Source organism: Thermostichus sp. MS-CIW-25 (assembly GCF_054060015.1).
Genome location: NZ_JBSSCS010000058.1, coordinates 1 through 12564 on the forward strand (window position 1 = coordinate 1; position 12564 = coordinate 12564).

General features: G+C 58.9%; 12 protein-coding genes, 1 rRNA gene and 1 pseudogene. 7 read left to right on the plus strand and 7 right to left on the minus strand.

The genetic code is table 11. From position 1 onward, the window contains the following. Positions 1-88: ribosomal RNA gene (gene rrf / locus ACVWZ1_RS13565) — 5S ribosomal RNA — on the plus strand; the annotation flags it as partial. A 219-nt stretch (positions 89-307) separates the two neighbouring features. On the opposite strand, the gene ACVWZ1_RS13570 is transcribed toward rrf, so the two are convergent. Both ACVWZ1_RS13570 and ACVWZ1_RS13575 read right to left on the minus strand, forming a co-directional pair. Beyond that, positions 308-799 (minus strand): pentapeptide repeat-containing protein, encoded by a 492-nt coding sequence (locus tag ACVWZ1_RS13570; protein WP_414358407.1) that lies wholly within the window; start codon positions 797-799, stop codon positions 308-310. Between the two features lie 167 nt (positions 800-966). Then, positions 967-1272 carry a hypothetical protein gene (locus ACVWZ1_RS13575; protein ID WP_414358409.1) on the minus strand — a complete coding sequence of 102 codons (306 nt, stop codon included), beginning with the start codon at positions 1270-1272 and terminating at the stop codon, positions 967-969. A 227-nt stretch (positions 1273-1499) separates the two neighbouring features. Between ACVWZ1_RS13575 and lptB the strand changes: the two genes are divergently transcribed. Beyond that, complete coding sequence (gene lptB / locus ACVWZ1_RS13580; RefSeq protein ID WP_457503693.1) at positions 1500-2228, plus strand: LPS export ABC transporter ATP-binding protein; 729 nt, start codon at positions 1500-1502, stop codon at positions 2226-2228. On the opposite strand, the gene ACVWZ1_RS13585 is transcribed toward lptB, so the two are convergent. Then, entirely contained in the window at positions 2225-3694 is a 1470-nt protein-coding gene (locus ACVWZ1_RS13585; RefSeq protein ID WP_457465757.1) for a pyruvate kinase, read from the minus strand. The genes lptB and ACVWZ1_RS13585 overlap by 4 nt on opposite strands. Before the next feature lie 173 nt (positions 3695-3867). Here ACVWZ1_RS13585 and ACVWZ1_RS13590 point away from each other — a divergent pair, with 173 nt between their 5' ends. After that, the gene (locus tag ACVWZ1_RS13590; protein WP_457503692.1) at positions 3868-5067 is read left to right on the plus strand and encodes an LptF/LptG family permease; all 1200 of its coding nucleotides are present in this window, start codon (positions 3868-3870) and stop codon (positions 5065-5067) included. Between the two features lie 63 nt (positions 5068-5130). Then, positions 5131-5277: a hypothetical protein gene (locus tag ACVWZ1_RS13595; protein ID WP_187147235.1), complete on the plus strand. Its 147-nt coding sequence runs from the start codon at positions 5131-5133 to the stop codon at positions 5275-5277. 85 nt (positions 5278-5362) lie between these two features. Here the strand turns inward: ACVWZ1_RS13595 and ACVWZ1_RS13600 are convergent, their stop codons facing one another. From ACVWZ1_RS13600 to upp, 3 genes are all read right to left on the minus strand, one after another. Further along, a complete protein-coding gene (locus tag ACVWZ1_RS13600) occupies positions 5363-6070 on the minus strand; it encodes a tetratricopeptide repeat protein (RefSeq protein WP_414375473.1) in 708 nt (235 codons plus the stop codon). Continuing rightward, a complete protein-coding gene (locus ACVWZ1_RS13605) occupies positions 6057-6941 on the minus strand; it encodes an HAD hydrolase family protein (RefSeq protein ID WP_414398481.1) in 885 nt (294 codons plus the stop codon). The genes ACVWZ1_RS13600 and ACVWZ1_RS13605 overlap by 14 nt, the downstream gene beginning before the upstream one ends. Positions 6942-7216: 275 nt before the next feature. After that, positions 7217-7906: a uracil phosphoribosyltransferase gene (gene upp / locus ACVWZ1_RS13610; RefSeq protein WP_414344397.1), complete on the minus strand. Its 690-nt coding sequence runs from the start codon at positions 7904-7906 to the stop codon at positions 7217-7219. Positions 7907-8348: 442 nt separating this feature from the next. On the opposite strand from upp, the gene ACVWZ1_RS13615 reads away from it, so the two are divergent. The 3 genes from ACVWZ1_RS13615 to ACVWZ1_RS13625 all read left to right on the plus strand — a co-directional run bounded on the left by ACVWZ1_RS13615 (position 8349) and on the right by ACVWZ1_RS13625 (position 12400). Further along, on the plus strand, positions 8349-9425 hold the full coding sequence (locus tag ACVWZ1_RS13615; RefSeq protein WP_414358382.1) for an ABC transporter substrate-binding protein: 1077 nt from the start codon (positions 8349-8351) through the stop codon (positions 9423-9425). A 472-nt stretch (positions 9426-9897) separates the two neighbouring features. After that, complete coding sequence (nadA, locus tag ACVWZ1_RS13620; protein WP_414358379.1) at positions 9898-10836, plus strand: quinolinate synthase NadA; 939 nt, start codon at positions 9898-9900, stop codon at positions 10834-10836. Positions 10837-10906: 70 nt separating this feature from the next. After that, complete coding sequence (locus ACVWZ1_RS13625; RefSeq protein WP_457465776.1) at positions 10907-12400, plus strand: L-aspartate oxidase; 1494 nt, start codon at positions 10907-10909, stop codon at positions 12398-12400. A 14-nt stretch (positions 12401-12414) separates the two neighbouring features. Here the strand turns inward: ACVWZ1_RS13625 and ACVWZ1_RS13630 are convergent. Then, positions 12415-12564 (minus strand): annotated as a pseudogene (locus ACVWZ1_RS13630) (IS5-like element ISSoc13 family transposase); the annotation flags it as partial.

The window sequence follows — 12564 nt, forward strand, 5'->3', positions numbered from 1 at the left end:
CCGACCCATCCCGAACTCGGACGTGAAACGCATCAGCGGCGAATCTACTGGCAGGGCGACCTGCTGGCAACCTAGCTCGGTGCCAGGCCCACCACTGCCCCCCATCACTGGGGGGTTATTTACTGAGTAAAAGTTGCGGCTATGGTCGTCTCAGGCTAGGGTGATAGGTGTGGGTGCAGTGTTCTAGTTGGAAACTGTCGAGCTTTTATAGCCGTTGACTACCCTACCGCTGCTAGCAAAGCTACACAAAGCCGCCCTGGAAGGGCGGGGCTTTGGATCCAGTTTTTTGTAACCTCGGCCTCTTGCGCTACTCCCGAACGGCGCCCTGCAGGCGTGCGCCCCAGGTGCGAGCAAAGCGCAGGTCAGCCCCAACTAGATTGGCATCGCGCAGATCGGCCCCCCGCAAGTCCGCGCCGTACAGGGATGCAGAAGAGAGATCGGCCCCCCGGAGGTTGGCCCCCCGCAAATCCGCTCCCTCCAGGTAAGCGCCACTCAGGTTGGCTCCGCTCAATTGGGCCCGTCGCAAATTGGCTCCCACCAGGTAGGACTGGCTGAGATCGGCACCTGTCAAGATGGTGCGCTCCAAATTAGCCTCGATCAGATCGGAGCCGCTGAAATTGGCTTCCGCCAGATCCAAGTTGCTCAGCTCAATGGATCCCAGGCGGCAATTAGGACAGGTTCGGGAAGCCGTGAGGTAGCGCATGAAACAAGAGTTGTAGGTTGTGGCTGCGGCAGTGGAAGCCAAGGCCGCCGTGGTCAGCAGTGCCCAAATGGCGGGAACTTTGAGATTGAGGTTCATGGTTACCAAGCCTCGCAATTTTGAAGGTTTAAGTGAAGGGACACAGCAGAGCGGGGTTGTTCTGCGTTGGTCACATGATAGTGGCATCTGCCGACTTCGGCCACTCCACAGGTTTGTCTGGCCCACCTGATAACAAGCTCTCTTAAGGCGCGATGGCGTTTGGAGTCCTATCGTCCCGAAGCTGCCGGGCCGTTGCCAACACTGGGAAGGGGTGGATCTCTCAGCAGCGGTTGTACCCAATGCCAAGACAGTTGCCCCAACCCCACCAAAACCCCGAGTATCGCCGATGAAGTCAGGACGCGATCCCAGCGGATTTCCCGCCAGTCGGCAGGGTTGGTGTTTGGCCTTCTTGGGTTGAGCTGGGATCCCTTCCCGGCAACAGGAAGCGGGCGATGGCGCAAAAAGTGCCCACAGCGGCGACAGCGATAATCGGAGTCGGGGTTGAGCCAAGAGCAGTCTGGGCAGCGGAGCATGGGAAGGCCAGGGATCCCATCCTGAAGCGGTGGTGCAACCAGTTACAGTACGCCGTCATGATGATAGTATCGAAGACTTCCAGGGTCAGCCTGAGGGGATCAATTCTGCTCAGATCTCTCTGGATTGTGGGCAAGATTTGGGGCATCTTCGGGAGAGACACTTACTACAGGATCCCTGTCTGGGCGAGAAGCCCCTTTCAGAATCGGTGAGCATTGATCAGCGCCCTATGCAGATCTACTTAGAAAACATCTGTAAGCGCTATGGCCGCCGTGAGGTGGTGAGCGACGTCAGCCTGAACATTCAGCAGGGGGAGATCGTCGGGCTGCTGGGCCCCAATGGGGCGGGGAAAACCACCACGTTCTACATTATGACCGGCCTGATCCAGCCGAACCGAGGCCATGTCTGGTTGGATGACCAAGATATTACCCACCTGCCCATGCATCGTCGTGCCCAATTGGGGATCGGCTACCTGGCCCAGGAGCCGAGTATTTTTCGTCGCCTCAGCATTCAAGACAACCTGCTGCTGATCATGGAGCAAACAGGGGTGCCCCGTCGCCTTTGGCAGCAGCGGCTCAACCAACTGCTGGAGGAGTTTCGCATCGCCCATGTCGCCCACAGCTTGGGCCTACAGGTATCAGGGGGGGAGCGTCGCCGAGCGGAGATCGCCCGTGCCTTGGCTGCTGGGATCCACGGGCCGAAATTTCTGCTGCTGGATGAACCTTTTGCGGGGGTGGATCCCATTGCGGTGGGGGATATTCAGGAGGTGGTGGCCAAGCTGAAGCAGCGGGGCATCGGCGTGTTGATTACCGACCACAACGTGCGGGAGACTCTGGAGATCACCGATCGCGCCTATATCCTCAACGACGGGGCAATCCTGGCCAAAGGCACTTCTGCTGAGTTGGCAGCGGATCCCTTGGTGCGCAAGTATTACCTAGGAGAGAAGTTCCGCCTCTAGCGCCAAGAGTACAGAGCCCGCAGACGTTGGCTTTTCTTGTGTTGGTGGGTCTGCATACGGGCCAGCAGCTCATCGAGGAGGGCGACCGCCTCCAGCAAATACTGGCCCTTGTTGAGCATCACGCATTCGGCGCAGGCGGACATCACTGCATCGGAAAGCTCGGCTCGTGAGGGCAAACCCTCCTTGGTCAGTTGATCCAGCACCTGGGTAGCCCAAACCACCGGCACGCGGGCTGCCTCACAAATCCACAGGAGTTCCTCTTGGATCTCGCCTAAGCGCAGCCAACCCATTTCCACAGCCAGGTCGCCGCGGGCAATCATCACCCCTAGGGGCCTGCGGTTTGCGGCGGTCGCAATGAGGGCAGGCAGGTTTTTCACGGCCTGTTGGGTTTCGATTTTGAGGATCAAGCCCAAATCGGGGCGAGCCTGCCGCCGCTCCAGCTCAGAAACCAGCAACTGCAAGTCCGCGGGCTGCTGGACGAAGGAATAGCCCACCAAGTCGGCATGCCGCACCACAAAGTCCAGGTCTTGGCAGTCTTTGTCGGTGAGGGAACGGATCTGGAGCTGACTGTCAGGAAAATTGAGGCCTTTTTCTGCTCGCAACTTCTTGCCCTGAGGGGCAACTTTGTCCACCTCCAGCACCACGCCTGCCGGCTCGATCCTTACCACGCGGGCGCCGATTTTGCCGTCGTCGATCCAAACACTTGCCCCTACCTGCAGGTGCGCCAAAACCTCCGGCAGGCTGCAGGTCACCTGGCAGGAGATATCGGCGCTGGCTTCAGGAACCTTCGCGGTGAGCAGGATGCGATCCCCGCGGTACACCTTGGTTTTGCCGGGGGGCATGGCCACTGGGCCGGTGCGGATCTTGGGGCCAGCCAGGTCCAGCAAAATCTTGCAACGCCGTTGGGTCTGGGCTTCGGCCTGGCGCAAGTGGGCCACCATTTTCTCCCACACCGAGGGCTCGTCGTGGGCGCAGTTGATGCGGGCCACGTTCATGCCCCGCTCCAACAACTGCAGCAACAGCTCCGGCTGCTCGGCGGCTTCGCTGGGCAGGGTCACCATGATGCGGGCGCGGCGATGGGGAGAAGGGGGGCCAAACAGCGCCTCGGCGTGCTGCTCAAGTGCCGTATCCCCGGCATAAAACTCTTCATAGCTGGGCGCCGGATAGGCTAAGCCCTGAGTTGCTGCCAAAACGGCAATCACAGCATCTAGGTTTTCCAAAACCCGTGATTCACATCGCCCCAGCGACGACAGTCCGAGGGCGGCCAATTCCAACTGCAGGCTGCGCAGATCCTGTTGTCGCAGAGCCAGATACCGCGCCAGGTTATGAATGGCCGGAGGGGGGACGGTAGGGCAGCCCCAAGCAGCCAAGTAGCTCTGGGATCCCTCTACAACCTGCTGCCGCAGCTCCAGGAGCCGCTCCAGCAAACTCCTAAGATTGCAGGAGGGGGAAGAGGAGGAAACCATGTCGAAAGTCTTCCCAAGACAAACCCGGCCCAATTCTATGCCTGAGCTTACTTGGGGTCGATCATAGGCGGGTTAGGTTGAGAAAGGAAGGCGATAGCCTTTCATTGCCCAGTGTTCCGGTCTAGAGTCGTTAACAGCCTTCGGCTGTCCTGCCTACTACTTCCTTGGGTTGCGTGAAACTTCATTCTCCCCCCACCCATCCGGTTGGCCGTTCCTCCAGCACGTTCTCCCTCGCTTGTGCGGTGGGCCTGATGGATCGCTATGTCCTCTCGGAGATGCTGCTGCCGTTTCTCTTTGGGGTGGGAGCTTTCACAACCTTGGTGATGGCGGTGGGATCCCTGTTCGAGCTGGTGCGCCTGGTGGTGGAGGCAGGGTTATCGATTTCAGCAGCCTTGCAGGTGTTCGTGCTGCGGGCGCCGGGGATCATCGTTTTGACGTTCCCGATGTCCATGTTGCTGGCGACGTTGCTGGCCTATGGGCGCTTGTCTGCCGACAACGAGATCACGGCCTTGCGCGGATGCGGGGTGAGCCTTTACCGCCTCATGGTGCCTGCCCTCGTCCTCAGCTTGCTGGTGACGACGTTAACGTTTCTGTTCAATGAGCTGGTGGTGCCGGTGAGCAATCGCCAAGCGGCCACGACTTTGAATCGAGCTTTAAATCGGGATCCCGACTTCCGGCGGGAGAATATCCTCTACCAAGAATTTGGCGAGATCCTCATGCCTGAGCCGGACGGCACCTTTTCCCGGCGACAAGGGCTAACCCGTCAGTTCTACGCCCGCAGCTTCGATGGGAAGCAAATGCGCGGCATTATCGTCCTAGATTTTTCCAACGAAGCGCTCAACCAAATCCTGCTGGCCCAACGGGGACGCTGGGATCCCCAAGAGAATCTTTGGGTGTTTGAGGATGGCACCAACTACATCGTTTCTCCTGATGGCACCTACAGCAACATTGCCACCTTCAGCCGGCAGGAGTTGCGCCTGCCTCGCGCACCACTGGAGCTGGCTCAAGAGATCCGCAGCCCTGAGGAAATGAACATTCGAGAGCTGAACCATTATATCGAAGTGATTGCCAGCTCTGGCGATCTGCAACGGGTGCGTCGTCTACAGGTCAGCCTCAACCAGAAGTATGCCATTCCCTTTGCGTGTCTGGCGTTCACCCTGATTGGGGTGCCTTTGGGGCTGCGCCCGCAGCGCACCGGTTCCTCTTTGGGGTTGGGCATCAGTGTGCTGATTATCTTTGCCTTCTATGTGCTGCTGTTCATCACCCAGGCGCTGGGACAAATTGGGACGCTGGGGCCGGCAACGGCGGCTTGGTTGCCCAACTTCATCTGTGCCGTCGTAGGACTGGGGTTGCTTCACCGAGCCAATCAATAGCTGCTGGGCACCGTTTTTCCAGATGTAGGATCAGGGTTGCCTATGCATTCTGGAGAGCCCCCCATGGAAATCCAAGCCTGGATGAATTGGATGTTCGGAGGATTGGCCCTGCTGATTTTGGGGGGAGGCATGCTGATGATGTTCACCACGGTGTTCACCACCAAAGGGCCCCAGCCCGAAGATTCTCAGTCGGATCCCAAAAAGGGGTGAGCCTAGCCCAAGGCCCGGTGACCAGTGGGATCCCTGGCATCCAGCTACATGCCTTCATGGGTTGTCAGTCTGGGCCGAGAGAGAACTAGTCCCGCTCCTGTTGGCGGAGCCGCTGCAGAAGCGAGAGGGGTTTCTCTTCCTCTGGCCCTTTCTTTTCAGTCGCAGTTGGCAGGGCGGCTGTTTCTGTTTTCTGAGGTTCGAGCAAGAGCTTGGCGGCTTCTGACTCGACGGCTGGAGGACGAGCCGGGTTTTTCCCTTGTTGGCCGGGCAGGGGCACAGACTCCAGAGTGGCCAGTAAAGATTGAATATGGCTGTGGGTTTCCGGATGGTTGCTGGCGGCATGGGCCAAAAGGGTGAGCTGCTCTTTGGCTGCGGCCAGGTTCCCCAGCTTGAGATCCACCAAAGCCAGTTGATAGCGGGCCTTAAAGCTACTGGGATCCACCTCTACCGAGCGTTGAAAGGCAGCGCGCGCCTCCGCCAGCTTGCCCTGACGGGCGTAGATCAAGCCGAGGTTAAAAGGCACATCGGGATCCCGTTCGCTGGGCAGCACCAAGGTTTTTTCTTCGAGTTCAATCGCGCTCCGGTAGGCGTTGATGGCCAAGGTATGAAAGCCCATCTGCAGGTAGCGGGCTCCGTCTTCCTTCAGTTGGGCGACCGTCGGCTCCCCTGTCAGTAGGGTCATGGGCGGTTGTGCGTAGGCGGGCATGGCCATCGCCAAACTCAGCAAGCATCCCGCCGTTCTCAAGCCCAGGGGGACAGCCTGACAACCGCTCTGCTGCTTATTCATCACCATGATCTGTTTCCTCCAACCACATCAACACCACTTCATTCCACCCCTCTGGGCCGGGGAGCTGAGCCAATTGCCATTGGGGCAGGGCCTCACTCCAGAGGCTATCCGCAATTGGGCTGGGAAGCACCACTTTTTGCTCCGTCCACCGCAAAAAGGCCACATCGGGCGGGGAACAACCAATGCCCAAAGCCTTGATAGGGCCCAAATGCCGTTGATAGCAATCCAGCAGCCGCCGCACCGCCTGCTCCCCCGGCGAGAAATTGGGTTCTGCGGCCATCGTTGGCCGTATCCATCCGGTCAGATACCATTGCGGCAGGCTGGAGAAGTGGAGCTGACGCACCCGCAGCAGATGTTGGGTGAGGTTGGCCTCTTGTTGGGCAAAAGCTTCCCGTAGGGTTTCGGGATCCCCGGAATAGCTGAAAATCTCGCTGTACTCTCGCTGCTGCGCCCGCTCCGCCTCTTCCAAAGGGATCCCGGTGGCAGCGGCCAGTTCAGAGGCAGTCCAGTCCCCAAACCCGATCAAGTCCAAGTGGAAATCTTGGCGCACCTGTTGCAAGATGCTGCGCAGGCGAGAATAGGGCAGACCCAAGGCATACACGTAGTAGGGCGGTCGGTGTTGCCACTGCTCATCCAGAATGCCCGCCGGGAAGTAATGCTCAGGCACGTAAACGGCGGATCCATCCTCGCAGATGAACGGATGCTCCAGGCGTAACTGCCGCCGCACCTGCTCCAGTTGAGCACGGGTGCGCAGGCTGTAGAGCACCAAGGGAATGGAGCGGCGCTCTAGGGCAGCCAAGGCTTGTCGGGCAGCACCATAGCTGTTGGACTCCAGATCCAGCAAGCTGCCATCCAAACTGGTAAGGACAAGTCGCATAGGCGCAGGAAGGGAAAAGGTGCTGGCCCCGTCAGAATTGCAAGTAGCGCGACCGGGATCCCTGAAGCGGCCAACATTACCCATGATCCAATAGCTTGACCAACCTGAGGGGGGTTAGCCTCAAATGCTCTCCCTCAAAGCATCTGGGTGAATGGGCAATCCGTGTGCCAGAAGTGGTAAAAGCTCGATTGAGCACTACAGAATGCGTGTGTCGCCGAAGATCTTGGCTCAAAAACCAGCAGCAGAGAAGACAGACAGATTGAGTGGGTCAGTGGCTAGTTCTCTGTGCCAAAGGCACGATCCCCTGCATCCCCCAGCCCGGGCAAAATGAACCCTCGATCGTTCAGCCGCTCGTCGATCATGGCGCAGAAAATTTGCACCATCGGGTAGTGGGATCCCAACCGCTGTAACCCTGGGGGCGCTGCCAATGCGCAGACAATCCGGACCAAGCTGGGATCCGCCCCCCGCTTTTTCAGCTCATCCAAAACCCACAGCAGCGTGCCCCCGGTGGCCAACATCGGCTCGGGAATGAGAATGCGCATCTGCTCAGGGATCCGCTCTGGAAGGCGATTGAGGTAGCAACTAGCCTGCAGCGTTTCCTCATCCCGCACCATACCGATGTGAAAGATCCGCGCCTGGGGCAAAAGGGCTTGACAACCCTCTAACATCGCCAAACCGGCTCGCAATACAGGCACAATGCCCAGCAGGGTATCCGGCGCGATGACCTCCGCGGCAACGGGTTCCAAAGGGGTTTGCACCTGAACGGTCTGGGTGGGGATCCACTCCCGCATCGCCTCATAGGTCAGCCAACGGCCCAGCTCCGACATGGCCGTGCGAAACAGGGGCATGGGAGTCTCCGCATCCCGAGCCACAGTTAGCCAATGCTTAATGAGCGGGTGAGGGGGGACATAAACACGAAGCTGCTGACTTGCCACGGGAGAATGCCTCAATCTGGGCGGTAGCATAGCGGGTTGCCTTAGCAGAAAGCAAGCTCTAGAAAGCAAGCTCTCCAATTGGCCGCAACTCCATCCCGACCGGGGATAAATTGCCAACAGCTCCGGCAAATGCTCAAGGGGTGGGGCTCTTTGACCCAGCAAGATTGCGGCAGAATGAGATCTGCAGGTTACTTCGAGCGCCGGTCATGTTCGGTGGCTACAGGTTTGGGATAGACCAGGGCAAGGCTGGTTTCGGGTTTTGTTCCTCTTGCCATTTGCGAACTGAGGTGCTGGCTGCTGGGCAACTTGGTCTCTAGCCGATGGAACCCAATGCCGGCGGATCTCGTCTGCAAGTACCGGTAGCCGGAGATACCGCTCTGTCCAAGGTTTTTTGGTTTAATGGAGTGTTACAAATTACCTGCATCTTTGGCCCCCTCACACCTTGCAAGGATTAGGTTTAGGAAGAATGGATATGGCTTCGCCTCGACCCTCTGACTCGAACACCAACGCTCTGAGCCGCCGTCAACTTCTCAAGGTGGGGGCCGCAGCCCTTGGGGGCGGTCTGTTGGCTGCAGGGGGTGCCCAAGCTCAGCGCAAACCCTCTCCCACCCTGATCGTGGCTCAGGGATCCGGTCTGGATCGCGTTTCCTACGCTACCAACTGGTATGCCCAGGCGGAACACGGCGGCTTTTATCAGGCGGTGGCGACCGGCATCTACCGCGAGCATGGCCTGGATGTGACCATCAAGATGGGTGGCCCTGGCATCAACATCACCCAAGTTTTGGCCGGTGGAGCTGCCGAATTTGCCATGGGAGGAAGCACAGGGGTGATCAATGCCGTGCGAGAAGGGATCCCCTTGGTGTGCGTGGCGGCCATTTTTCAAAAAGACCCGCAGATCATCATGGCCCACCCTGGCACCCAGCGCTTTGAAGAGCTCAAGGGCCGGCCTATCTTTGTCTCGAAAGGTGGCCTTGCCACCTACTGGCCCTACCTGAAGGCCCGCTTTGGCTTCACCGACGACCAAGTTCGCCCCTATAACTTCAACCCCGGCCCCTTTTTGGCGGATCCCAGCTCAGCTCAGCAAGGCTATCTGACGTCTGAGCCCTTTGCCATCCAACAGGAAGGGGGATTTGAGCCGGTGGTCTTCCTCCTGGCCGATTTGGGCTACAAACCCTACGCCACCACCATCGAAACCCGTCGTCAACTGGTGGAAACCAAGCCCGACTTGGTGCAGCGATTCGTGGATGCCTCGATTAAGGGCTGGTACAGCTTCTTGGAGGATCCCCGTCCGGCCTATCGCTTGATCAAGCAGGACAACCCGGAAATGACCGATGCCCAGTTGGCCTATAGCTTCGAGAAACTGCAGGAGTACGGCATCATCTTGTCCGGCGATGCGCTGGAAAAAGGCATTGGCGCCATGACCGACAAACGCTGGCAAGACTTCTTCGACAGCATGACAGTGGCCGGCGTGTTTGAGCCAACCATCAACTACCGGGCTGCCTATACGCTGGACTTCGTCAACAAAGGCACGGCCTACTACACTGCCTGACCAAGAAAACCGGGTTTAGCGCTCCGCGCTGCTAAAGCGAACAAGCCCCGCCCCCTGGGACGGCCTTTGCTTCATTGCTACACGACGCTTTCGCGAACGCCTATGACGGCGCGGAGTGCTTGAAAGAATCCCCTGCCTTTATGCAGGGGGGAATATCAACCTGAGCCAAGTCCTCGCTAGATGCTGTTTTACTGCTGCGCAACGCCGTCGCAACCGATGCTACTTTGGGAAAACAACCTAGGCCCAGCTCCAGCTCAACCGAGCGCCGCGAAAGGCTTCTCCGAGCGTCTTGGCTAAAGCAGAGTCAGCCAACTGCAGGAGATACGCTTTCTGCTATCGCTGCGCGCTGCTCCTGCGAGCCCATTAGCGGGACAAAGTCCTCAGATCGCGTCCAGCTTACAGAGGAACAAAGCCGTTATTGCTACGCAACGCTGTCGCGACAAGAAGTCGAGAATGATAAGGAGAGACTCTATTGCTACGCAACGCTGACGTGACCGTCCAGGAGATTGTTCGGCTCAAACAGGAAAGGCAGGCGGTCATCCTTGCCCATTCCTATCAGCTCCCCGAAGTTCAAGAGGTAGCAGACTTTGTGGGAGACTCCTTGGGGCTGGCTCGAGAGGCTCAAAAGACGAGCGCCCAGGTGATCGTCTTTGCGGGCGTGCATTTTATGGCAGAGACGGCTGCCATCCTCAACCCCGAAAAGACGGTGCTGCTGCCGGATCTGGAGGCGGGCTGTTCCCTAGCCGACAGCATTCGCCCAGAAGATGTGCTGCGGTGGAAGGAAGCCTGCCCTGAGGGCTTGGTGGTGGCCTACGTCAATACCGCTGCAGAGATCAAGGCCCTGGCGGATGTCTGCGTAACCAGCGCCAACGCAGTTCAAGTGGTGGCCAGCCTGCCCCGGGATCGCCCCATCTTCTTTGTGCCGGATATGTTTCTGGGAGCCCACGTTGCTCAGGTAACCGGGAGGGAGCTGGATCTCTTTCCGGGAGAGTGCCACGTGCATGTCGGCATCCGGGAAGAGCACCTCAAGGCGATGGTGGAAGAGCACCCTGGAGCGGAGTTCCTCATTCACCCCGAGTGCAGTTGCGGCTCTAGCTGTCTCTTTCTCAAACCGGATGCCAAGCTGCTCTCTACCGAGGGCATGGTGCGCTACGCCAAAACCTCGGAAAGCCGCGAGTTCGTGGTCGCTACTGAGGTGGGCATTCTCCACCGGCTCAAGAAAGAAGCTCCAGACAAGACCTTCATCCCTGTCAAGGCAGAGGCCGTTTGCGAGTACATGAAAAAGATTACCTTGGAAAAGATTTATCGCTCCCTGCAGGAGATGCGCCACGTGATTCAGGTACCCCAGGACGTGGCTGAGAAGGCTCGCCGGTCGATTCTGGCCATGCTGGCAGTGCCTGCCGGGGCTTAAATTGGAGCGCAAGGACTACGTGGCGCTGCTGCAAGAGTGCTATGCCTACGGCAGGGAAATCGCACCGCTAGTGCGATGGCAAACTGATCTGCTGATCCTGGGAGCGGGGGTGGCGGGGGTGTACGCAGCCCTGTGGGCCGAAACCCAGGGGGCGACAACCTTGGTGGTAAGCAAGGATCCCCTTCCCTCTGGCTCTACCCCTTGGGCACAGGGTGGGGTGGCTTTTCCTGTGGATGAGGCGGATGTAGAGGCCCATCTCCGAGACACCTTGCAAGCGGGCCGTGGCCTGGTGGAAGAAAAGGTGGCCCGCTCCATTGTGGAGGAAGCACCCTTGCACCTGGAGAGGCTTTTACGCTGGGGCCTTCCTTTCCATCCCCAACCTGTCCGGGAAGGGGGCCACTCCCAAGCGCGGGTTCGCCATCTGGGGGGGGATCGGAGCGGACTGTGGCTCCTGAGAGGTTTGCTGGCTCGCCTCAACAGGCTGCCTTTGCAGGGCTACACAGCCCTCAGCTTTTTGCTGGCGGGGGACAGGGTGGCGGGGGCCTTGCTTCTTGGCCCTGAGGGGCCGGTGGAGGTGAGGGCCGGGGCAGTTCTCCTGGCTACGGGAGGATTTGGCAGCCTCTTCCCCGTCTCGACAGCTCCCTCGGGAGCTACCGGCGATGGGATGGTGCTGGCTTGGCGGGCAGGGGCCATCCTCAGGGATCTGGAGTTTGTGCAATTTCACCCCACGGCTTTGCCCAATGGAGCGCTGGTGAGCGAGGCAGTAAGAGGAGAAGGGGCCGTTCTCCTCAACGCCTTTGGGGAGCGTTTCATGCCTCGGTATGCGGAGCGGGGAGAGCTGGCGCCGCGGGATGTGGTAGCTCGAGCCGTTTTCTGGGAGCGGGAGCAGACAGGGGGAACCTACCTGGATCTGCGGGTCGTCGAACATCTGGAGGAGCGTTTTCCCACCGTTGTTGCTTCTGCCCGCGCCTTGGGGTTGGATCCCACCAAGGATCTGCTGCCGGTTGTTCCCGCCGCTCACTACGTGATGGGTGGGATCCGAACGGACGCTTTCGGCTTCACCGGACTGCCGGGCCTTTATGCTGCCGGGGAGGTGGCTTCCACGGGGCTACACGGGGCCAATCGTTTGGCTTCCAACAGTCTCTTGGAGGGGCTGGTTATGGGCAAGCGGGCTGCTTTGGCTGCCTTGCAAGACTTGGGAGAGGTGAGCTTCGCCCGGCGACTGCAAAGGCTACCCGTTCTGGCGGCATCTCCCTCCATCGTGCCGGCTCTGAGGCAGCGAGTTGGGGAAGCTTTGGGCGTTGTGCGCGAGGGAACACGGCTGCGGGCTTTTCTGGCCTTTGTCAAGGAACTTCCCCTGCAGGAAAAGCCTTGGGCCAGCCGGGAAGAGGCTGAGGCAGGCAGTCTGCTTTTGCTCGCCCGTCTTGTAGCGCAGGGGGCGCTGCTGCGGGAAGAAAGCCGAGGAGCCCATTTCCGCGAGGACTTTCCCCAGGAAGGGGAGCCCTTCCATACAGAGGTGCGTGGTTCAACTTTTTGTCGTCATAGTCATTTCGATTCAAACTAGGTTGTGTTGATCTTTTATTTGAGCCAAAAGAGAGCACTGACGAGATAGAGAAAACTCAAGAAGTTTCTTGCCAATTTGTCAAAACGAGAACATAGATGCCGGTACTGCTTTAACTTATGAAAAAAGCATTCGATTAAATGCCTCTCTTGATACAGATGCTTGTC

Bases quoted from the DNA above. Each gene is read 5' to 3' on its own strand.
- ACVWZ1_RS13570 (WP_414358407.1), bottom strand. From the start codon at position 799: ATGAACCTCAATCTCAAAGTTCCCGCCATTTGGGCACTGCTGACCACG.
- ACVWZ1_RS13575 (WP_414358409.1), bottom strand. From the start codon at position 1,272: ATGCTCCGCTGCCCAGACTGCTCTTGGCTCAACCCCGACTCCGATTAT.
- lptB (WP_457503693.1), top strand. From the start codon at position 1,500: ATGCAGATCTACTTAGAAAACATCTGTAAGCGCTATGGCCGCCGTGAG.
- ACVWZ1_RS13585 (WP_457465757.1), bottom strand. From the start codon at position 3,694: ATGGTTTCCTCCTCTTCCCCCTCCTGCAATCTTAGGAGTTTGCTGGAG.
- ACVWZ1_RS13595 (WP_187147235.1), top strand. From the start codon at position 5,131: ATGGAAATCCAAGCCTGGATGAATTGGATGTTCGGAGGATTGGCCCTG.
- ACVWZ1_RS13600 (WP_414375473.1), bottom strand. From the start codon at position 6,070: ATGGTGATGAATAAGCAGCAGAGCGGTTGTCAGGCTGTCCCCCTGGGC.
- ACVWZ1_RS13605 (WP_414398481.1), bottom strand. From the start codon at position 6,941: ATGCGACTTGTCCTTACCAGTTTGGATGGCAGCTTGCTGGATCTGGAG.
- upp (WP_414344397.1), bottom strand. From the start codon at position 7,906: ATGCTACCGCCCAGATTGAGGCATTCTCCCGTGGCAAGTCAGCAGCTT.
- ACVWZ1_RS13615 (WP_414358382.1), top strand. From the start codon at position 8,349: ATGGCTTCGCCTCGACCCTCTGACTCGAACACCAACGCTCTGAGCCGC.